The organism is Vibrio sp. 10N.222.51.C5 (assembly GCF_041474575.1).
Classification (GTDB): domain Bacteria; phylum Pseudomonadota; class Gammaproteobacteria; order Enterobacterales; family Vibrionaceae; genus Vibrio; species Vibrio crassostreae_C.
In genome coordinates, this window is record NZ_JBFRUJ010000045.1 from 1 (window position 1) to 22308 (window position 22308).

Annotated in this window: 18 protein-coding genes and 1 riboswitch; of the genes, 8 read left to right on the forward strand and 10 right to left on the reverse strand. The window is 45.5% G+C overall.

All coding sequences use genetic code 11. From position 1 onward, the window contains the following. Nucleotides 1-196: 196 nt before the first annotated feature. The 3 genes from hemG to AB4558_RS14000 are packed head-to-tail and all read right to left on the reverse strand — an operon-like array spanning nt 197 to nt 2850. A complete protein-coding gene (hemG, locus tag AB4558_RS13990; protein WP_137001711.1) occupies nt 197-724 on the reverse strand; it encodes a menaquinone-dependent protoporphyrinogen IX dehydrogenase in 528 nt (175 codons plus the stop codon). 10 nt (nt 725-734) lie between these two features. Then, on the reverse strand, nt 735-2192 hold the full coding sequence (locus tag AB4558_RS13995; RefSeq protein ID WP_017077285.1) for a TrkH family potassium uptake protein: 1458 nt from the start codon (nt 2190-2192) through the stop codon (nt 735-737). Nucleotides 2193-2226: 34 nt separating this feature from the next. After that, a complete protein-coding gene (locus AB4558_RS14000) occupies nt 2227-2850 on the reverse strand; it encodes a YigZ family protein (RefSeq protein WP_017058823.1) in 624 nt (207 codons plus the stop codon). A 227-nt stretch (nt 2851-3077) separates the two neighbouring features. Between AB4558_RS14000 and fadB the strand changes: the two genes are divergently transcribed. The 3 genes from fadB to AB4558_RS14015 all read left to right on the forward strand — a co-directional run bounded on the left by fadB (nt 3078) and on the right by AB4558_RS14015 (nt 7662). Continuing rightward, entirely contained in the window at nt 3078-5249 is a 2172-nt protein-coding gene (fadB, locus tag AB4558_RS14005) for a fatty acid oxidation complex subunit alpha FadB (RefSeq protein WP_372073285.1), read from the forward strand. Between the two features lie 26 nt (nt 5250-5275). Further along, nucleotides 5276-6439, forward strand: a complete 1164-nt coding sequence (gene fadA / locus AB4558_RS14010; RefSeq protein WP_017058821.1) for an acetyl-CoA C-acyltransferase FadA — start codon at nt 5276-5278, stop codon at nt 6437-6439. A gap of 242 nt (nt 6440-6681) precedes the next feature. Beyond that, nucleotides 6682-7662, forward strand: a complete 981-nt coding sequence (locus AB4558_RS14015) for an MDR family oxidoreductase (protein WP_017058820.1) — start codon at nt 6682-6684, stop codon at nt 7660-7662. Between the two features lie 135 nt (nt 7663-7797). On the opposite strand, the gene AB4558_RS14020 is transcribed toward AB4558_RS14015, so the two are convergent. Both AB4558_RS14020 and AB4558_RS14025 read right to left on the reverse strand, forming a co-directional pair. Continuing rightward, the gene (locus tag AB4558_RS14020; RefSeq protein ID WP_017058819.1) at nt 7798-8739 is read right to left on the reverse strand and encodes a LysR family transcriptional regulator; all 942 of its coding nucleotides are present in this window, start codon (nt 8737-8739) and stop codon (nt 7798-7800) included. Between the two features lie 156 nt (nt 8740-8895). Next, nucleotides 8896-9081: a hypothetical protein gene (locus AB4558_RS14025; protein WP_004736674.1), complete on the reverse strand. Its 186-nt coding sequence runs from the start codon at nt 9079-9081 to the stop codon at nt 8896-8898. Between the two features lie 149 nt (nt 9082-9230). On the opposite strand from AB4558_RS14025, the gene tusA reads away from it, so the two are divergent. Then, nucleotides 9231-9482, forward strand: a complete 252-nt coding sequence (gene tusA, locus AB4558_RS14030) for a sulfurtransferase TusA (RefSeq protein WP_004736675.1) — start codon at nt 9231-9233, stop codon at nt 9480-9482. 83 nt (nt 9483-9565) lie between these two features. On the opposite strand, the gene AB4558_RS14035 is transcribed toward tusA, so the two are convergent. Together AB4558_RS14035 and AB4558_RS14040 are read right to left on the reverse strand one after the other, a co-directional pair. Beyond that, nucleotides 9566-9820, reverse strand: a complete 255-nt coding sequence (locus AB4558_RS14035; protein WP_017058818.1) for a hypothetical protein — start codon at nt 9818-9820, stop codon at nt 9566-9568. 151 nt (nt 9821-9971) lie between these two features. After that, entirely contained in the window at nt 9972-10526 is a 555-nt protein-coding gene (locus AB4558_RS14040) for a TMEM165/GDT1 family protein (protein WP_017058817.1), read from the reverse strand. 93 nt (nt 10527-10619) lie between these two features. Beyond that, nucleotides 10620-10736: riboswitch (yybP-ykoY riboswitch) on the reverse strand. Between the two features lie 210 nt (nt 10737-10946). Between AB4558_RS14040 and glyQ the strand changes: the two genes are divergently transcribed. The 4 genes from glyQ to AB4558_RS14060 all read left to right on the forward strand — a co-directional run bounded on the left by glyQ (nt 10947) and on the right by AB4558_RS14060 (nt 17728). Continuing rightward, the gene (glyQ, locus tag AB4558_RS14045) at nt 10947-11864 is read left to right on the forward strand and encodes a glycine--tRNA ligase subunit alpha (RefSeq protein WP_017058815.1); all 918 of its coding nucleotides are present in this window, start codon (nt 10947-10949) and stop codon (nt 11862-11864) included. A gap of 2 nt (nt 11865-11866) precedes the next feature. After that, nucleotides 11867-13933 (forward strand): glycine--tRNA ligase subunit beta, encoded by a 2067-nt coding sequence (gene glyS, locus AB4558_RS14050; protein ID WP_017058814.1) that lies wholly within the window; start codon nt 11867-11869, stop codon nt 13931-13933. A 202-nt stretch (nt 13934-14135) separates the two neighbouring features. Beyond that, complete coding sequence (locus AB4558_RS14055) at nt 14136-16223, forward strand: alpha-amylase (protein ID WP_017069554.1); 2088 nt, start codon at nt 14136-14138, stop codon at nt 16221-16223. Nucleotides 16224-16477: 254 nt separating this feature from the next. Further along, nucleotides 16478-17728 carry a valine--pyruvate transaminase gene (locus AB4558_RS14060; RefSeq protein ID WP_372073282.1) on the forward strand — a complete coding sequence of 417 codons (1251 nt, stop codon included), beginning with the start codon at nt 16478-16480 and terminating at the stop codon, nt 17726-17728. A 106-nt stretch (nt 17729-17834) separates the two neighbouring features. On the opposite strand, the gene AB4558_RS14065 is transcribed toward AB4558_RS14060, so the two are convergent. The 3 genes from AB4558_RS14065 to recF form a co-directional block, all read right to left on the reverse strand. After that, entirely contained in the window at nt 17835-18269 is a 435-nt protein-coding gene (locus tag AB4558_RS14065; RefSeq protein WP_009848140.1) for an Hsp20 family protein, read from the reverse strand. Nucleotides 18270-18773: 504 nt separating this feature from the next. After that, entirely contained in the window at nt 18774-21191 is a 2418-nt protein-coding gene (gyrB, locus tag AB4558_RS14070) for a DNA topoisomerase (ATP-hydrolyzing) subunit B (protein ID WP_017058811.1), read from the reverse strand. A 17-nt stretch (nt 21192-21208) separates the two neighbouring features. Beyond that, nucleotides 21209-22288, reverse strand: a complete 1080-nt coding sequence (recF, locus tag AB4558_RS14075) for a DNA replication/repair protein RecF (protein ID WP_372073280.1) — start codon at nt 22286-22288, stop codon at nt 21209-21211. Between the last annotated feature and the right edge of the window lie 20 nt (nt 22289-22308).

Below are 22308 nucleotides of genomic sequence, written 5' to 3' on the forward strand. Positions count from 1 at the left end.
AAAACTTTTTTCAAGCGCTTGGCTTGGCTAATTTGGCTTGCTGATTCGTTCTGGTTTCCTAAGAAGCCATCCCGTGTCAGCGAGGTGGCATTATAGAGATTTCGATCACACTGGCAAGCCCTTTTTTAAGTTTTTTTCGTTTTTTTATTCGTTCGATTAAAAAGAACTCAAAACGCCTCAAAAGTAGGCTTTTATCTTACATATTCTTCAGTTTTTTAGTGAACAAAGAGACTTTTTCCCAGTTTGTGTACTCAACTTCCTTCGTTGTATCCGTTTCACCACCTGTCATATTCATAATAAAGCGGATCATGGTTCTATCGAACCAGTTATAACGTGGGTAATAGAGGGCACCTGCAAATACACCGATTAAAGTCGGCTGCCATGGAGACTTGGTAAGGAACTTCTTAATATACGCACTGCCTTCTGGTGTATCTTTGCCTTGGTCTTCTTTACGCGCCGTTAAGTTAACACAGAAGAACGCAACCTTGCTTGATTGCAACTGAGTAAGGTTGGCATCAATAAATTGATATAGCTTCTTATTAAGGTGGCCATAACGAATCGATGCGCCAATCAACACTCTGTCGTACTGAGCAAAGTCCACCTTGCCAATAGTGTGCAGATCTTGAAGCTCACATTCGAACTCACTCATTTCTTCTTTTATATAGTTCAAGATTTTCTTGGTCTGCCCTTCACGGCTTGAATACAAAAATAGAGCTTTTGCCACAATGTTGTCCTTAGCTACGCCAAAACGTAGGGGTCAATAAGATTAATAAGGTGAAGATTTCTAATCGGCCAAACAGCATAGATACGATCAACACCCATTTGGCCTTATCATTCACATCGCCGAAGTGCATTGCCACTTCACCTAAGCCCGGGCCAAGGTTATTCAATGTTGCCGCTACGGCAGAGAAAGCACTCAGCTCATCCATCCCAGTAGCAATAAGAGCCAACATACAAACCACAAAAACCAATGCGTATGCAGAGAAGAAGCCCCAAACCGCATCAACAACACGTTGTGGTAACGCAGAACCGCCAACCTTAATGGTATAGACAGCACGCGGGTGGACAAGGCGCTTCATTTCACGAGCACCTTGCAAAGTAAGCAATAAGATTCGAATGACTTTCATACCACCGCCCGTTGAACCTGCACAGCCACCTATAAAAGAAGAGAACAGAAGCAGCACAGGTAAGAATAACGGCCACTCAGAAAAACCAGTGGTAGTGAAGCCTGCGGTCGTCGATATAGATACCGTTTGGAACAAGGCTTGATCAAAGGCATCGTAATACGAGTCATAAGAGTGGTGATTAAGCAGTAATAAGAAACAAACTAAGAACAAAACCGCTTGAATAAAGATAAAGGCGCGGAATTCAGGATCTTTCCAATAATACTTAGGATGCACACCACCTGAAGCAAATGCAGCAAAGTGAAGCGAATAGTTACATGCGGATATAAGAAGGAACACAACTGTAATCATGTTGATCGCAGGGCTATTGAAATACCCCATGCTCGCATCGTGAGTCGAGAAGCCACCAATCGCAATAGTAGAGAAGCTATGACTGATGGCATCAAAGAAGCTCATCCCAGCAAGCCAAAAAGCTACTGCACAAGCAATGGTTAAGCTCAGGTAGATGTACCAAAGCGCTTTTGCCGTTTCAGCAATACGCGGAGTCATCTTGCTATCTTTTACTGGACCCGGGATTTCAGCACGATATAGCTGCATACCACCAATACCCAGAACAGGGAGGATGGCTACCGCTAATACGATGATACCCATACCACCGAACCATTGTAGGAACTGACGGTAAAACAGAATCGCCTTAGGCAGATCATCGAGGCCGACAATTACGGTCGCACCTGTCGTAGTTAATGCAGAGAAGGATTCGAAGAAAGCATCGGTTACCGACACATTGGGGTTATCGGCGATCAAAAACGGCAGCGCACCCGCACTACCGATTACCGTCCAAAACAGAACTACAATCAAAAAGCCATCACGAGCTTTCAATTCATGCTTATAGCGTCGGTTTGGAAACCAGCAAGTTGCTCCACAGAATAAGAGGACGAAGAAGGTCGTCACAAATGGCACACCCGCACCATCTCGATAGATCAGTGCGACGAGCGCAGGAGCAAGCATTGATACACTAAAAAGTGCTAATAATAATCCGACGATTCGAATAATTGAGCGAAATTGCATGAGCTATTGAACGAAGCGAAATGCTTCACACTTCCTAGTTGTCTTTGACTTTCGTTACCAGTGCCTTAGCACCGCTTTTATTGATCATGGTTTGGGTAAACGAATCTACCTGAAGGAGCTCTATTTCAATAATAAGCTCAACTTGAACACCATAATCCGCTTGGACCTCAACAGCCTGATGCTGAGCCATGATGGATTGTGCGATCGGCACAAAGCCATAGTCTAACTCTAGCCGTAATTTTGTGGTTATTTTTTTCTCGATAGTTTGAAGCAGCTTGAGAGCTTGTTGTACGCCACCACCATAAGCCTTAACCAAACCACCGGTACCAAGCTTGATTCCGCCAGAATAACGAGTGACCACAGCCGTTAATTCACCGACTCCAGAACCAGACAGTTGCGCCAAAATCGGCTTACCCGCTGTACCTGAGGGTTCACCATCATCACTGAAACCCCAAAGCATTGAGTCTTCAGGTCGACCAGCAACAAAACCCCAACAGTTATGTCGTGCTGAAGAATGCTCTTTTTTCACCTGTTCTACGAACTGTTTTGCAGCTTCTACACTTGGAGTATGAGCAAGATGCGTAATAAAGACGCTCTTTTTTATCTCTTCTTCAAACAGAGCCGACGCAGAAGGTATTAAATAAGGCTGTTCATTCATATCGTTAACTTAGTTAATAAGAGCGACGAAGTGTATCACGCGTGAATAATAAGGGTTAGAGGATCTGTGCCATCGCACAATGTTAAACAATTGTTTAAAAAATGTATTGAAATTAATCAAGCAGAGGTACAGACTAAGATAACTGGTCTTACCAGGTATTCTACAATAATAGAAAGATAACAAGATTCTCTCAAACAATCGTGGATTGTATGTCATGGAGATAGACAATGATTTACCAAGCTAACACCCTACAGGTAAAGGAATTACAAGATGGTATTGCGGAATTAAGCTTCTGTGCACCAGCCTCTGTAAACAAACTCGACCTTGCTACTTTAGAATCACTAGACAAAGCGTTAGATGCTCTTAATGCTCACGCAGGATTACGTGGTTTAATCTTAACTTCAAACAAAGACGCGTTCATTGTAGGCGCAGACATCACTGAATTTCTTGGCCTATTTGCTAAGCCAGAAGCAGAACTTGATGAATGGTTAAGATTCGCTAATTCAATCTTCAGCAAGCTCGAAGACCTCCCTGTCCCAACTCTTTCAATGATGCGTGGCCATGCCCTTGGCGGCGGTTGTGAATGTGTACTCGCTACTGATTTCCGTATCGGTGACAAGTCCACCAGCATTGGCCTACCCGAAACCAAACTCGGCATCATGCCTGGTTTTGGTGGTTGTGTGCGCCTACCTCGTGTTATCGGTGCTGACAGCGCAATGGAAATTATCACGCAAGGCAAAGCATGCCGTGCAGATGAAGCGCTTAAAGTTGGCTTGTTAGATGCGATTGTTGAAACAGACCAGTTACTAGAGTCGGCAATCAACACCGTTTCTCTGGCTGCTAATGAAAAATTAGACTGGCAATTACGCCGTAAACAAAAAACATCAGCGCTTTCACTAAGCAAACTCGAAGCGATGATGAGCTTTACTATGGCTAAAGGCTTAGTGGCTCAAAAAGCAGGGCCTCACTACCCAGCTCCGATTACTTCTGTGATTGCGATTGAAGAAGCAGCACGTAGCGATCGCGATGCAGCACTCGACATCGAACGTAAACACTTCGTTAAGCTAGCAAAATCTGAAGAAGCGAAAGCACTGGTTGGTCTGTTCTTAAATGACCAATATATTAAAGGCTTAGCAAAACAGGCTGGTAAATCTGCAAATAAAGCGACTGAACGTGCTGCAGTACTTGGTGCTGGCATCATGGGCGGCGGTATTGCTTACCAGTCAGCATTGAAAGGCGTGCCAGTGATGATGAAAGACATCGCACAGGCGTCTCTTGATCTTGGTATGAACGAAGCTTCTAAGTTGTTGAATAAACGCTTATCACGCGGTCGCCTAGATGGATTCAAGATGGCAGGCATTCTGTCTTCTATTACTCCAAGTCTGCATTATGCAGGTGTTGAGCAATCAGATGTGATTGTGGAAGCCGTTGTAGAAAACCCTAAAGTAAAAGCAGCAGTGCTGAGTGAAGTTGAAGGTCTCGTGGGTGAAGACACCGTTCTTACATCAAACACCTCAACGATTCCGATCAACCTGCTAGCAAAATCTCTAAAACGCCCAGAAAACTTCTGTGGCATGCACTTCTTTAACCCAGTACACCGCATGCCTTTGGTTGAGATCATCCGTGGCGAGCATACTTCAGAAGAAACCATTAATCGCGTAGTCGCTTACGCAGCGAAGATGGGCAAATCCCCTATCGTTGTTAACGACTGCCCAGGCTTCTTCGTTAACCGTGTACTTTTCCCTTACTTTGGCGGTTTCAGCATGTTGCTACGTGACGGCGCTGACTTCACCAAGATCGATAAAGTGATGGAGCGTAAGTTCGGTTGGCCAATGGGCCCAGCATACTTACTAGACGTTGTGGGCCTAGATACAGCACACCACGCACAAGCAGTAATGGCGCAAGGTTTCCCAGAGCGTATGGGCAAAGAAGGTCGTGATGCGATCGACGCGCTTTATGTCGCTGAAAAATACGGCCAGAAGAACGGCAGCGGTTTCTACACATACAGCGTAGACAAACGCGGTCGCCCTAAGAAAACCTTCTCTGAAGACATTCTTCCTATCTTGGCTGACGTATGTCAAGCACCACAAGATTTTGATGACCAAACAATTATCCAGCGCGTGATGATTCCAATGATCAACGAAGTGGTGCTTTGTCTAGAAGAAGGCATTATCGCGACACCGCAAGAAGCGGATATGGCACTGGTTTACGGTTTAGGCTTCCCTCCATTTAGAGGCGGCGTATTCCGCTACTTAGACAGTGTGGGCATTGGTAACTTCGTTGAAATGGCGAAAGGCTACCAAGACTTAGGTGCAATGTACCAAGTTCCTCAGCTATTGCTTGATATGGCAGCGAAGGGCGAAAGCTTTTACGACAGCCAACAAGCCAGTTCTCTGTAACCCACATTTGGAAAAGGAATAGCAAAATGAAAAATGTAGTTGTTGTTGATTGCCTTCGCACCCCAATGGGACGTTCCAAAGGTGGAGCTTTCCGTCACACTCGTGCTGAAGATCTGTCTGCACATTTGATGAAAGGCATTTTAGAGCGCAACCCAGAAGTAAACCCTGTCGAAATTGAAGATATTTACTGGGGTTGTGTACAACAAACACTAGAGCAAGGCTTCAACGTTGCACGTAACGCTGCCTTGCTTGCTGGTCTACCGATTGAGATTGGCGCTGTAACAGTCAACCGTTTATGTGGTTCATCTATGCAAGCTTTGCATGATGCAACTCGCTCTATCATGGTTGGTGATGCTGAAATCTGCCTGATTGGTGGTGTGGAGCACATGGGCCACGTACCAATGAACCATGGTGTTGATTTTCACCCAGGCATGTCAAAACACGTAGCAAAAGCGGCCGGCATGATGGGGCTAACCGCTGAGATGTTAGGCAAAATGCACGGTATTAGCCGTGAAGACCAAGATGCATTCGCAGCACGCTCACATGCTCGCGCTCAAGCAGCTACGGTTGAAGGTCGTTTCAAAAATGAAATCCTGCCAACCGAAGCTCACGCTGCAGACGGTTCTCTGTTCACTCTGGATTACGACGAAGTCATTCGCCCAGAGACAACAGTTGAAGGCTTATCCCAGCTGCGTCCGGTATTTGACCCAGCAAACGGCACAGTAACAGCAGGTACTTCATCAGCTCTGTCTGATGGTGCTTCTGCAATGCTTATCATGAGCGAAGAGAAAGCTAACGCACTTGGCCTTAAGATTCGCGCTCGCGTGAAGTCTATGGCTATCGCTGGCTGCGATCCTTCAATCATGGGTTACGGCCCAGTACCAGCAACCCAAAAAGCACTTAAACGTGCAGGACTAACCATTGAAGACATGGGTGTGATTGAGTTAAACGAAGCGTTTGCTGCTCAATCTCTACCTTGTGCTAAAGACTTAGGTCTACTGGATGTTGTTGACGAGAAAGTAAACCTTAACGGCGGTGCGATTGCTCTGGGTCACCCACTAGGCTGTTCTGGTTCTCGTATCTCGACGACGCTAATCAACCTGATGGAAGCACAAGACGTGAAATACGGCTTGGCGACTATGTGTATTGGTTTAGGCCAAGGTATTGCAACGGTATTTGAACGCCCATAGCGTTTACTGACTGTAATATTTGAAGGGTAATCTTTTGTGCAGCTATATTTATATAGCTGCACTTTTTATTGCTTGGCATCCAACAATGCATCGATTGTGTTCAGCTAACTCAACGAGAGAAAAACCAACCCTGACATCTATGCACAAAACGCATATATTCAATGTTGATGTTTCATTATTTTTTCTCGGATGATTCAACTAAAGTTACTTCAGTTTCCTAATATTCCTCCACGGAGCAGATCATGTTTAAAGCACTTGTACTAAACCAAGAAGACAAAAAAACTATCGCGTCAGTTTCTCAAATTGAAGAATCTCAATTACCAGAAGGTAACGTGAAGATTGATGTTAGCTACTCTTCTTTGAACTACAAAGATGGTTTGGCGATTACAGGTAAAGGGCGCATTGTTCGCAACTTCCCTATGGTTCCTGGTATCGACCTTTCTGGTGTGGTTTCACAATCTGATGACCCTCGCTACAAAGCAGGCGACGAAGTGGTTCTAACTGGTTGGGGTGTTGGTGAAGGTCACTGGGGCGGCATGGCTGAGAAAGCAAGCCTAAACGGTGACTGGTTAGTGCCGATGCCTAAAGGTCTAGACGCTAAGAAAGTAATGGCGATTGGTACAGCAGGCTTCACAGCAATGCTTTGTGTTCAAGCTATTGTCGATGCTGGCATCAAGCCTGAAGACGGTGAAATCCTAGTTACCGGCGCAAGTGGCGGTGTAGGTAGCGTATCTATCACTCTACTAAACCAACTGGGCTACAAAGTGGCAGCAGTGACTGGCCGTGCTTCTGTAAACGGTGAACTACTTAAATCACTAGGCGCGACACGTATTGTAGAGCGTGCTGAACTAGAAGAACCAGCTAAGCCACTAGAAAAACAACTGTGGGCTGGCGCTATCGATACGGTAGGCAGCAAAGTGCTTGCGAAAGTATTGGCGCAAATTGATTACAACGGTGCGGTTGCGATGTGTGGTCTAGCAGGCGGTTTTGACTTACCAACCACGGTAATGCCATTCATTCTGCGTAACGTTCGCCTACAAGGTGTTGATTCTGTAATGTGCCCTCGTGAAAAACGTATTAAAGCGTGGGAACAACTGGCTGAGCTACTACCAGAATCTTTCTACGCTCAAGCAACCAAAGAAGTGTCTTTAGACGGTGCAATTCAAGCAGCAGAAGACATCACTAACGGTCAAATCACTGGTCGCGTAGTCATTAAACTATAGGCTCTCAAACATAAAGTTATCAAACCTTAAGCAACAGCTTTAGGCTTGGATAACCCAAAACAACAAAGGGCTGATTTTTATCAGCCCTTTTGCGTTTTTGTCATTCGGGTCAAGTGAACTCAGACTCAGATCCGGTTAACCCAAACCGACATCCGCAATCCGTTTTTGAATCAACTCACCACACTCTTCTTTTACCACTCTTCTTAACCATTGTTGTGAAGCAGAAGAATCGCAACGCGAGTGCCAGATCAGTGAGTAATCAAACGGCATAAATTCAAATGGTAATGGCTTAACAACCAAGTCATAACGCTCTGCTACCAAATAAGCCAAATCAGCAGGCACAGTAATCACCAACGGCATTCTATCGACAATCGCCAATGCCGCTTCAAGGTGATAAGCACGCAGTACCATTTTTCTGGGTTGTTGATTAGCTAAAGCGTTGTCCAATAAAGCCTTAACACCATCACTGATCGCAATCATCGCATGTGGGAGTGAAACATAGTCTGCAAGGCTTAAAGGTTGATCGGCTAATGGATGGTTTTTAGATAACAGACACGACACACCAACCGGCCCCAAGACTTCTTGATGAAGTGGTGCAATGCTGCCACTCGGACGACAGATCGCCATATCAACGCGTTCGGTGCTGAGCTGTTTAAACAAATGCTCATGCTGCAACGGAGCAAACTCCAAAGAGATATTGGGTGCTTGTTCATAAATCTTAGGCAACGCATAAGGCAAGATGGTTTGCATCGCATAATCGGTGGTAGCGATCAGAAAACGTTCGCTGCAATAGTAAGGGTCAAAGTCACTCGGACTCAGCAATTGGCGAAAAGACTCCAAAGGCTGATCAATACGCTGACTGATCTCGAGTGCTTTCTTGGTAGGAATAAGGTGCTGACCTTGACGTGTAAACAACGGATCGTTTAGTAATTCTCTTAAACGCCCTAATACTCGACTGGTTGCGGATTGGCTTAAGTTAAGACGAAGCGCGGCCTGGCTTACGCTGCCCTCTTCAATCAATACCTTTAAAGCGACCAATAAATTAAGGTCTCTACGATAGATGTCTTCTAATTCCACGCCACTTACCTAGCTGTATACGATTGCCATTAGTCACTAAGTTGTTTATAGCATGCTTTAGATAAAAAAAATCCCGCAATTACGCGGGGAAGCCCAAGAAAATTTGGGGATAGTGTCGGAATGTTGTCGTATCGGAATTCGCTTGCTGTATTCGGGTTAGTGCTCTTGCTCTTCGGCTATGCCTTGCCAACGGCGCATCTCTACCCAAATACCAATAATCGTTGCTACTATGCCAAAAATAGGCATCAGTGAGGTCTCTGTCGATGAGCGTAGTACTAACGCACAAAAAGAAATAAAACAGAGAACCGAATAAATTGTTAATCTATCTAATCCTGTCAACATCGCCACTCCTTAGCTAGTTGCCTTTGCTTCAAGTTGTTATCAACTTGTTAACTAAGTTATAGGAAATGATTCTGTTTGCCAAGCACTTATTGCATATTTTTTCTGCAGACGTATTATTCACTCGTTAGATAGATATAGAGATACAAACCATGACATTCAAACCTGAACTGGCAACCCATACTTTAGAAGCTGAAGGCCTGCGTTGCCCGGAACCAGTAATGATGGTCAGGAAGACAATTAGAAACATGCAGGATGGCGATGTGTTACTGGTAAAAGCTGACGATCCTTCGACAACTCGAGATATTCCGAGCTTTTGTCGATTCATGGATCACCAGTTGGTAGGCCAAGCAACAGAAACGTTGCCTTACCAGTATTTGATCAGAAAGGGATTGGAGGCGTAACGCCCCAACGACTATCAAGTATCAAAAAAGCCGCTCGTACCTTATGTTCTTAAACAGAACTCAGAGTACGAGCGGCTTTTTGTTTATTCGCTTCTAGATTTGTTTTGCAGATGCTCCAGCTGATGCTGAATTTCTCGGATATCTTTGCGCATCGGAATAATATGCGCGACCCGAATCCAAGCCTCTACCGCAAGTGCAGTCATGATGATGGCACCCGCGACCATTGGCAGCCACATGTCCGTCAACACCATGCCTAACAGTGTAAGTGCAAGACCAAAAGTAAATAGATAACTTTGGCTTTGTGGAGTAATACCCATATAACGCGTCAACATAATCATGCCCTCGTGTTCTTAACTCACAAGATTAAAATATCATGACAAGTATGACAGTTATATGTCCATTCGCTCGATAAACCCCACAATACTGTAAGAGTATGACCTACAACACATTACTCTACTGATTGAGTATAATAAGACTCAATACCACCTGTTAATAGAAAGCAGCAGCGATAGCTAAACCCACGAATAGCAAGGCTGTGATCTTACGAATCAGATCAAGAGGCATCTTATCAGCAGACAGCTTACCGATGATCACCACAGGCACATTTGCCAGCAACATACCAATGGTTGTACCCAGAATCACCCACGCTAATGCATCCGCATATTGAGCCCCTAGGATAGAGGTCGCAATTTGGGTTTTATCGCCGATCTCAGCAATAAAGAAAGCGATAAAACTGGCGACAAACGGTCCTCGGTTTGAGATCTGTTCATCGTCATCTAACTTATCGGGAATCAAAATCCAGCCAGCCATCGCAATGAAACTGACCACCAGCACCCACTTTAATACTTCAGGTGAAAGATAATCAGCAACCACGACCCCGAGCCATGCTGCAAGGGCATGATTGGCAATGGTGGCAAAGAAGATAGCTGCGATGATAGGTATCGGCTTGCGATATCGACTGGCTAATAAAAGAGATAGCAACTGAGTCTTATCACCGATCTCGGCTAAGGCGACAGTTGTAATTGAAATTGCTAAAACGCTCACGACATGCTCATTTGGGATGGGGATTATTATATTTAACCAAAGACAAACCTCGCGCCCCATCCCGGTTCACGATGCTTGTCTATGGTCTTGCTAAGCACCACCAAGGTGGTGGTTGCCTCGAACGCCATGATGATTTTGCATCAATTATGTTGACGAACGAACTCATTCAATAGGATATGAATAAGTAAGCTACTCCCCAAAGACCGCGAGATTTTAATAGCCCATGCTTTCAAACACAAGTGTCAAAGTTATCAAAATATCCACTTGTGCCGAAAAACAAACATTAAAGGCACAAAAATCCACTAAACGACATTTTAGACCACTAATTAAACAAGATTACCCCTACTCGCTTTACGAATATCTCGGTATACTCAGAGGTTATTTTTCTCATTCATTTAAAAGAATCGCGCGAACCTGACTATGCAAAAATACGATATCAAAACCTTCCAGGGAATGATCCTCGCGCTGCAGGATTACTGGGCTCAAAACGGTTGTACCATTGTTCAACCTCTAGATATGGAAGTAGGTGCAGGCACCTCTCACCCAATGACATGTCTACGAGCACTTGGCCCAGAGCCAATGTCTACAGCTTACGTTCAACCTTCTCGTCGTCCGACCGATGGCCGTTACGGTGAAAACCCGAACCGTCTGCAGCACTACTACCAATTCCAAGTAGCGCTAAAACCATCGCCAGACAATATCCAAGAGTTGTACCTAGGCTCCCTAGAGGTTCTTGGTGTTGACCCACTTGTTCACGACATTCGCTTCGTTGAGGATAACTGGGAAAACCCAACACTAGGCGCATGGGGCCTTGGTTGGGAAGTATGGCTAAACGGCATGGAAGTAACTCAGTTTACTTACTTCCAACAGGTTGGCGGCCTTGAGTGTAAGCCAGTAACTGGCGAGATCACTTACGGTATCGAGCGTCTAGCAATGTACATCCAGGAAGTAGATTCTGTTTACGACCTAGTATGGAACGTAGCACCAGACGGTTCTAACGTGACTTACGGTGACATCTTCCACCAAAACGAAGTTGAGCAATCGACGTACAACTTCGAGCACGCAGACGTAGATTTCCTATTCACTTTCTTCGACCAGTGCGAGAAAGAGTGTAAAGAGCTACTTGAGCTTGAGAAGCCACTGCCGCTTCCAGCTTACGAGCGCATTCTAAAAGCAGGTCACGCATTCAACATCCTTGATGCGCGCAAAGCTATCTCTGTAACAGAGCGTCAACGTTACATCCTTCGTATCCGCAACCTGACTAAATCAGTTGCTGAAGCGTACTACGCGTCACGTGAAGCGCTTGGCTTCCCAATGTGTAAGAAGGAAGGTAAATAATCATGGCGAAGAATTTTCTAATTGAACTGGGTACGGAAGAGCTTCCACCAACAGCACTTCGTTCTCTAGCAGAAGCGTTTGCTTCTAACTTTGAAGCAGGTCTTAAAACGGCTGAGCTTTCTCACGAAGGCATCAAGTGGTACGCAGCACCTCGTCGTCTAGCACTTAAAGTAACTGCACTGGCTGAAGGCCAAGCAGACAAAGTGGTTGAGAAACGTGGCCCTGCTGTTTCTGTGGCATTCGATGCTGAAGGCAACGCGACTAAAGCGGCACAAGGTTGGGCTCGTGGTAACGGTATTACTGTTGAGCAAGCTGACCGTCTGAAAACAGACAAAGGCGAGTGGCTTCTTTTCAAACAAGAAGTGGCTGGCAAACCTGTTCAAGAATTGGTGATGGACATCGCTGCGAAAGCACTAGCTGGCCTACCAATCCCTAAAGCAATGCGCTGGGGTAACTCAGACATTCAATTTATCCGTCCAGTAAAAACACTGACAGTACTACTAGGTGATGAGCTTGTTGAAGGCGAAATCCTAGGCGTAGCATCTGCTCGTACTATCCGTGGCCACCGTTTCATGGGCGAACAAGAGTTCACAATCGACTCTGCTGACCAATACCCTGCGATCCTAGAAGAGCGCGGTAAAGTAATGGCAGATTACGAAGCGCGTAAAGCGATCATCCTTGCTGATTCGCAAAAAGCGGCAGCTGCGGTTGGCGGTACAGCTGACCTAGAAGATGACCTTGTTGAAGAAGTAACGTCTCTGGTTGAATGGCCAGTAGTACTGACAGCGAAGTTTGAAGAAGAGTTCCTAAAAGTCCCTTCTGAAGCTTTGGTTTACACCATGAAGGGTGACCAAAAGTACTTCCCTGTTTACGATGACAACAAGAAGCTACTACCGAACTTCATCTTCGTATCGAACATCGAGTCTAAAGAGCCTCGTCACGTTATCGAAGGTAACGAGAAAGTGGTACGCCCACGTCTTGCTGATGCTGAATTCTTCTTCAACACAGACCGTAAGCGCCCGCTTATCGACCGTCTTGCTGAACTAGACCAGGCTATCTTCCAGAAGCAATTGGGTACTATCAAAGACAAAACAGACCGCATCACAGAGCTTGCAGGCTACATTGCTGAGCAAATCGATGCTGACGTTGAGAAGTCTAAGCGCGCAGGCCTACTGGCTAAGTGTGACCTAATGACCTCTATGGTATTCGAATTTACGGATACTCAAGGTGTGATGGGCATGCACTACGCGACTCACGACGGTGAAGACGAGCAAGTTGCACTGGCACTTTACGAGCAATACATGCCTCGTTTCGCGGGTGACGATCTACCAAGCACGGGTATCTCTTCAGCAGTAGCAATGGCAGACAAGCTAGACACTATCGTAGGTATCTTCGGTATTGGCCAAGCACCAAAAGGTTCTGACCCATTTGCACTTCGTCGTGCGTCTCTAGGTGTGCTACGTATCATCGTTGAAAACGGCTACAACCTAGACCTAACCGATCTGATCGGCAAAGCGAAAGAGCTACTAGGCGACAAGCTGACTAACAAAAACGTAGAAGCTGACGTTATCGACTTCATGCTAGGTCGTTTCCGCGCATGGTACCAAGATGCTGGTTTCAGCGTTGATATCATCCAAGCGGTACTAGCACGTCGTCCAACTAAGCCTGCTGACTTTGACCAACGTGTTAAAGCGGTTTCTCACTTCCGTGAACTGGAAGCAGCAGAAGCACTAGCAGCAGCGAACAAGCGTGTAGGTAATATCCTTGCGAAATTCGATGGCGAGCTACCAGCTGAAATCGACCTAACGCTTCTTCAAGAAGACGCAGAGAAAGCACTGGCTGAAAACGTTGAAGTAATGACGGAAGCACTAGAACCAGCATTCGCAACAGGTAACTACCAAGAAGCCCTAAGCAAGCTTGCTGATCTACGTGAACCAGTTGATGCATTCTTCGATAACGTAATGGTTATGGCTGATGACGAAGCGCTTAAGAAGAACCGTCTAACGCTACTGAACAACCTACGTAACCTGTTCCTACAGATTGCTGACATCTCTCTACTGCAAAAATAAGCACAAGTGAGACAATTACTCTAAGTCATACTCTGAGTAATTAACGGTAAACACCCAAAGGGAAGCGAAAGCTTCCCTTTTTGTTTTTGTGAACCAAGCATTTGTTTGTAGAGGTCTTATTGATTAACTGAATGAAACAGCACTCAGACTGTAGAGGGCATTGTTTGCTATAACTGACCTGTTTATTCAGGGGAAGGGAACAATGAAAAAAACAGTACTCGCGCTTTCAATACTCGCACTCAGCGCATGCAGCCAAACTAGTGACAACAACCTATTACTGACAATTGATAACGACACTGTCGTATTCGAATCATCCGGTAAAGGCACCGTGATTGCAGAACAGGAACTCGCGAAAGGTAGCTATACCTTCTCTATCAGCGATACTCAAAATACCTGTGGCACCAACTATGCGCTGGCTGAAGAAAACCGCATCAAATTCAATAAACCCCTTCGCCTAGACGACTGCGCCGAGAAGTCTGAATTAGATATCAAGATCTTTCGCGCTAACACCTATCAGTTTATGCTCAACCCACAAACCAATGAACTGACCGTTCAGATAAAGCCGAAGCAACAACAAGTACAAAGCTTTGCTTGTCCGGTTCCTAGTGACGAACCAACTATCATCGACGTTGCTCAAACCTTTGATGATGGCACCGTGGTTAGAGACGCTCTTTCAGGCAAACAAGTCACAGTAACGAATGGCAGCGTCACCATGCAGCCAGCAGAAAATAGCCAAGGTGTTCTGCTGCTTGAGAAAGTAGAACCAGAAACCAAAGCTGACTTTAGTTGGGATAACGCCACGGTTTACTTCGTAATGACTGACCGTTTCCACAATGGTAATCCTGATAACGACAACAGTTACGGTCGCAGCCAAGATGGACAAGACGAAATCGGCACCTTCCACGGTGGTGACTTGGCAGGCTTAACCGAAAAACTCGATTACATAGAATCACTCGGTGCTAATGCTATCTGGATAACGTCTCCGTTAGAGCAAATCCACGGCTGGGTTGGCGGCGGTGATCGAGGTGACTTCAAACACTACGGCTACCACGGCTACTACCATCAAGATTGGACCAAGCTCGATGACAACATGGGCACCGAAGACGAGCTAAAAACCTTCATCGATACCGCGCATAGCAAAGGCATTCGTGTTGTTTGGGATGTGGTAATGAACCACACGGGATACGCGACGCTTGCCGACATGCAAGAGTTCGACTTTGGTAAGCTCAACCTAACTGATGAAGAAGCCAAACAAACACTTGGCGAAAACTGGACAGACTGGCAACCCGCTAAAGGCCAGAACTGGCACTACTTCAACAACTACATCTCTTACAGCGACAAAGAAGCGTGGGAAAAGTGGTGGGGCAAAGCTTGGCTACGCAGCGATATCGGCGCCTATGACTCTCCTGGATACAACAACCTCACCATGTCTTTGGCGCACTTGCCCGATTTCAAAACAGAATCGACAGAGACAACCGGGCTTCCTAACTTCTATCGCAACAAATCCACCAGCGCGACTGATGAACTCAAAACACCTCGTGAACATCTGATCACTTGGTTGTCTGACTGGGTGCGCGAATATGGTGTTGATGGATTTAGGGTCGATACTGCCAAGCACGTTGAACTGGACGCCTGGGCAGAGCTTAAAGAGAGCACTAACCAAGCACTAGCTGAGTGGAAACAGAGCAACCCAGACAAAGCCTTAGATGATTTACCTTTCTGGATGACTGGCGAAGTGTGGGCACACAGCGTAGTCAAATCAGATTACTTTGCTAACGGCTTTGATTCGATCATCAACTTTGAATTCCAGAGCGACATCGCCCCTAAGGCGCTGAAGTGTCTATCCGATCTTGATGCTGATTACCTTCGCTACGCAGACAAGATCAACAGTGACAGCGAGTTCAATGTGTTGAGTTATCTCTCGTCTCACGACACCTCACTATTCTGGACACAGCACGGCAGCGACTTTGCCAAGCAGACCAAAGCCGCGAATGCATTAATGCTTGCTCCGGGCGCGGTACAGATCTATTACGGTGATGAAATAGCCCGTGACTTTGGCCCAACAGGTTCCGATCCAATGCAAGGCACCCGTTCAGACATGCCTTGGGATCAAATCTCCGGCGAACGTGCAGAGTTGCTAGAACATTGGCAAGCGCTTGGCCAATTCCGCCAACGCCACCCAGCTGTCGCGCAAGGTAAGCACATCATCCGTAACAGCAAGGGTTATTACGCCTTCGAACGCCAATACCAAGATGACAAGGTGTTGGTTGTGTATACAGGTTCGAAGTAAACACGCACGGTTATCAAACGACATAAATTAAAAGGGAAGCTTCGGCTTCCCTTTTTTGATCACCAAAAGCGCGTTCAATAAGCAAGCTGTCACTCATTAGCCAAACTTTATAGAAGTTTTTTTCGTGTTAGAGCATTTGGCGCTATGCGTCGCAAAAACATTGCGGTATGTTCAAGGAATACACTGATGGCAGGCATAAGGTCTGCCTTACTGACACATAACAAGCAATCACAATGAATTAGGTAAAATAAGTAATGCAGTTCTCTAAGTTTGGTGAAAAGTTTAATCGATACTCTGGAATCACTCGTTTAATGGATGATTTAAATGATGGCCTGCGCACTCCAGGCGCAATCATGCTCGGTGGTGGTAACCCAGCCGCTATCCCTGCCATGCTCGATTACTTTAACCAAGCCAGTGCCGACATGCTCGCCAGTGGAGAACTCATCGCCGCCCTCGCCAACTACGATGGTCCGCAGGGTAAAGACAGCTTCATCAAGTCGTTAGCGGCAATGCTGAAAGAGACCTATGGTTGGGACATCAGCGAAAAGAACATCAGCCTGACTAACGGCAGTCAAAGTGGCTTCTTTTACCTGTTCAACCTTTTAGCAGGTCAACAGCCTGACGGCTCACATAAGAAAATCCTACTGCCTATCGCACCGGAATACATCGGCTATGGCGACGCGGGTATTGATGACGATATCTTTATCTCTTACCACCCAGAGATCGAGCTGCTAGAAAACCGCCAGTTCAAATACCACGTCGATTTTGAACAACTAAAGGTTGATGACTCAGTCGCGGCTATCTGTGCATCTCGTCCAACCAATCCAACAGGCAACGTACTGACCGACGATGAAGTACGTAAACTGGACAAGCTCGCGCGTGAAAACAACATCCCGCTACTGATCGACAATGCTTACGGCCTGCCGTTTCCAAACATCATCTTTGAAAATGTCGAACCGTTCTGGAATGAAAATACGATTCTGTGCATGAGTTTATCTAAGCTTGGTTTGCCGGGTGTGCGTTGCGGTATCGTGATTGCGAGTGAAGAAGTAACACAAGCATTGACCAACATGAATGGCATCATTAGCTTAGCGCCAAACAGTGTTGGCCCTGCAATTGCCAATCACATGATTGAAAAAGGCGATTTACTGCGCTTAAGTAGCGAGGTAATCAAACCTTTCTATAAAGATAAGTCACTACGTGCAGTTGAACTGTTACAAGACGCTATCGATGACCCACGCTTCCGTATCCATAAACCTGAAGGCGCTATCTTCTTATGGTTATGGTTTGATGAGCTACCAATCACCACAATGGAACTGTACGACCGCCTTAAAGCTCGCGGCGTATTGATTGTTCCGGGTGAATACTTCTTTATCGGCCAAGAAGACGAGTGGGATCATGCTCATCAGTGCCTACGTATGAACTACATACAAGATGATGAAGCAATGCAGAAGGGTATTGCGATCATTGCTGATGAAGTGAAAAAGGCTTACTCAGAGCAGTAATAAGAGCTTTTAGCTTACTGTAGGCCAAATACAAAAAGAGCACCTCATGAGGTGCTCTTTCACTTTTACTTCCCGATATTTTTTAGCTCTAAGGAGCTAACAGTAATTAACCTTCTAGTAGGCTATTACCATTGATAGCAATCTTACGTGGTTGCATCGCTTCTGGGATTTCGCGTTCGAGGTCGATGTGAAGAAGACCATTTTCCATGCTTGCACCTACCACTTTTACGTAGTCAGCCAGTTGGAATTTACGCTCGAAATCGCGCTCTGCGATACCTTGGTATACGAAGGTTTTCTCTGCTTCTGCTTTACGCTCACCTTTCACAATTAGCATGTTCTCTTTCTGAGTCAGATCTAATTGGTCATCAGCAAAACCAGCGACTGCCATAGTAATACGGTAGTTGTTCTCGTCTTTTTGCTCGATGTTGTATGGAGGGTAACCGCCAGAAGAGTTCTTCGATGTATTCGCTTCCATCATGTTGAATAGACGATCGAAGCCGATTGCGTTGCGGTAAAGTGGAGTGAAATCTACAGTTCTCATAATGCTATCCTTTTAGTAAGCAATAGTCTTAGCTGCGAATTTTACTTGGATCTAACCTGTGTGTGACCCAGTAAACAGCTAAGAGATTCAATTCGCATTCCTCGGGTTTCACCTCTATTGGCGACAACGCTGGGACATGGCAATGAATCAATTTTTAAGTTGTGTGCTGCCAAAGTTATCCTCTATTGAGCGATACTTCGTTAGCGGTAATGAAGGTTCTGTTTCTTCTCTTGTAGAGCAAGACAGTCATCCTCTTCACAAATAGATATATGGATTGAGCAAAATAGTTTCAAGGGGTTATTTTCAATTATTTTTGCAACTCAATATTTTTCAATATCTTACAAACATAAAAAAGCACCATCCAAAGGATAGTGCTTTAAAATGATTTTAGTTTTTTGAGACGAAGCTATTTGGCTTTAGTTCAAGGAAGAGGCGCGGAGCATACGAATGTATGTGAGCACCTCTGACACAGAAATTAAGCCAAAGAGCGAAGTATCAAAGAGACTAAACGTCTAGGTTTGCTACTTTCAGTGCATTCTCTTCGATGAAGTTACGACGAGGTTCAACTTGGTCACCCATTAGCGTCGTAAACAACAAATCAGCACCAACAGCGTCTTCAATTGTTACTTGCATCATACGGCGAGTTTCAGGATCCATCGTGGTTTCCCAAAGTTGATCAGGGTTCATCTCACCTAGACCTTTGTATCGCTGTAGGCTTAGACCACGACGAGACTCTTTCACTAACCAGTTCAGAGCATCAACGAAGCTAGAAACTTCTTGAGTACGCTCACCACGCTTAATGTAAGCGCCTTCTTCAATCAAGCCATCAAGAGCTTCAGAAAGATCCGCTAGCTTACCAAACTCTTTAGAGTTAATAAGATCGATGCTTAGTAGGTGTTCATGAGTCACACCATGAGTACGAACCACAATCTTAGGAACGCTTAAGCCTAGCTCTTCGTGTTTTTCAACTTCAAGGCTGTATTGGCTTGCACCTACTTCTTTCGCGTTTAGCTGTTCAACAAGCTGCTTACCCCAAGCTTCAACTGCCGCGTCATCATGACACTGCTCGGCCGTTAGACGAGGAACGTAAATCAGTTCGTGAACCAATGCGCGTGGGTAACGGCGGCTCATACGATCAACAAGCTTGATGCCTGCATTGTATTGCTGAACAAGCTTCTCTAAACCTTCACCTGCAAATGCTGGCGCTTCAGGGTTTACGTGCAGTTCTGCGTTGTCTAAAGCCAAAGATACTTGATACTGGTTCATCGCATCTTCATCTTTAATGTACTGCTCTTGCTTACCTTTCTTCACTTTGTAAAGTGGCGGTTGAGCAATGTAGATGTAGCCACGTTCAATCAGCTCTGGCATTTGACGGTAGAAGAACGTCAGTAGCAGGGTACGGATGTGAGAACCATCGACATCGGCATCGGTCATGATGATGATGTTGTGGTAACGCAGTTTATCTGGGTTGTATTCGTCACGACCAATACCACAACCAAGAGCGGTGATTAGCGTTGCTACTTCTTGAGAAGACAGCATTTTATCGAAACGTGCTTTCTCTACGTTAAGGATTTTACCTTTCAGCGGTAGGATTGCTTGGTTCTTACGGTTACGCCCCTGCTTAGCTGAACCGCCAGCAGAGTCTCCTTCCACAATATATAGTTCAGACAGTGCAGGATCTTTTTCCTGACAGTCAGCAAGCTTACCAGGAAGACCCGCTAAATCTAATGCGCCTTTACGACGTGTCATTTCACGAGCTTTACGCGCTGCATCACGAGCACGTGCTGCATCAATAATTTTAGAACAAACTGTTTTCGCTTCACCTGGGTTCTCAATAAGGAACTCAGACAACTTCTCACCCATTGTAGATTCAACGGCAGACTTCACTTCTGAAGAAACCAGCTTATCTTTAGTTTGGCTTGAGAACTTAGGATCAGGCACTTTAACAGAAACAATCGCCGTCAGACCTTCACGAGCATCATCACCAGAGGTCGCAGTCTTCGCTTTCTTAGAGAAGCCTTCCTTGTCCATGAAGCTGTTCAGAGTACGCGTTAGCGCCGCACGGAAACCAGCTAAGTGAGCACCACCATCGCGTTGAGGGATGTTGTTGGTGAAACAGTAGATGTTTTCTTGGTAGCCGTCATTCCACTGCATCGCAACTTCAACGGTAATACCGTCTTCGCGCTCAGAGTTAAAGTGGAAGATTTTTTGGATGATTGGCGTTTTGTTAGTATTAAGGTGTTCAACAAACGCTTGGATACCGCCTTCGTATTCGAAGTGATCCATTTTGTCTTCTTCGCGCTCGTCAATTAGCTTAATTGATACACCTGAGTTCAAGAATGATAGCTCACGTAGACGCTTAGCTAAAATGTCGTAATGGAACTCGATGTTAGTGAAGGTTTCTTCACTCGGCCAGAAACGAATCTCTGTACCTGTTTTATCCGTGTCACCGATAACCGCTAGTGGCGCTTGAGGCTCACCGTGGCTGTAGGTTTGAGTGTGGATTTTGCCACCGCGGTGGATAGTAAGAGTAACTTGCTTAGAAAGTGCGTTAACTACTGAAACACCAACACCGTGCAGACCACCAGATACCTTGTACGAGTTATCATCGAACTTACCACCAGCGTGAAGAACCGTCATGATTACTTCGGCTGCAGATACGTTTTCTTCTGGGTGCAATTCTGTTGGAATACCACGGCCGTCATCGCTCACAGACACAGAACTATCTTCATGGATAGTTACAATGATGTCATTACAGTGACCAGCTAGCGCTTCATCAATAGAGTTATCTACCACCTCAAAAACCATGTGGTGCAGACCGGTACCATCATCCGTGTCGCCAATGTACATTCCAGGACGCTTACGTACCGCATCCAGACCCTTCAGTACTTTAATACTCGATGAATCGTAATTATCTGACATAGTTACTCTCTGACTAATTATCCTTGCTCTATTTTGCCATGTTCCACATGAAACATCCTGCTATTTTCGTCATGCATATCTGCAATCTGATCAGCGGTAATAGAGCTTACAAAAACTTGAGCCTGGGTCGCCTTTAAACACTCAGCAAGACGTGCTCGGCGTTGGCTATCTAATTCGGAAGCGAAGTCATCTATCAAATAGATGCACTGCTTACCTGTCATTTGAGTGAGGTGTTGCCCTTGTGCTACTCGTAGCGCGCACACCATCAACTTCAATTGACCTCGTGACAAGACATCTTCCACTGGAGTGCCGTTCACTTTTATCTTCAGATCCGCTTTGTTTGGCCCACTAAAGGTGTAACCAAGCTGCTGATCCCTTTCAAAATTCTTTTCTAATATATCGGCGTACGGGGTGTCTTTGTCCCAGCCACGATAGTAGTTAATCTTTATCTCAAACTCAGGAAGGAAGGTCGCACAGATTTCTTCGGCGACTTCTTTGAGCTGATCAACGTAGGTGGCACGCCACTGACTGATGCTTTCTGCTAAACGGGCCAATTCTTGGTCCCAATAGCTCAGCTCTCGATAGTGCGTTGCCGTTTTCAATAAGGCGTTTCGCTGCTTATTTAGGCGCTTTACCCTGCCCCACGCATCATAAAAGCCCGACTCACTGTGGAAGACTCCCCAATCAATGAATGCTCGGCGATGCTTAGGTCCATCGGTTAGTAAATCAAACCCTTCAGGGTGAATCAACTGCAAAGGTAAGACTTGAGCTAACTGAGCCAACTTTTGCCCAGTTTGACCGCTTATTTTAACCTCTGTCGTGCCATCGCGCTGCTTATTAATGCCAATTGGCAGCTCAAATTGATCCGAGGTCATAAAACGGCCATGTACAAACAGCTCACTACACTCGTTTTGTATGATACGACCGGTAAGTGAACTCTTGAATGAGCGACCATGTCCGAGCAGATACACAGCTTCAAGGACACTGGTTTTGCCGCTTCCGTTAGGCCCTATAAGAAAGTTAAAGCCTGATGACGGTTGAATGTCACAGGCTTCAATATTTCTAAACTGCTTAACGATTAAGCGCGATAAAGGCATAACGTCTTCATATTAATCTT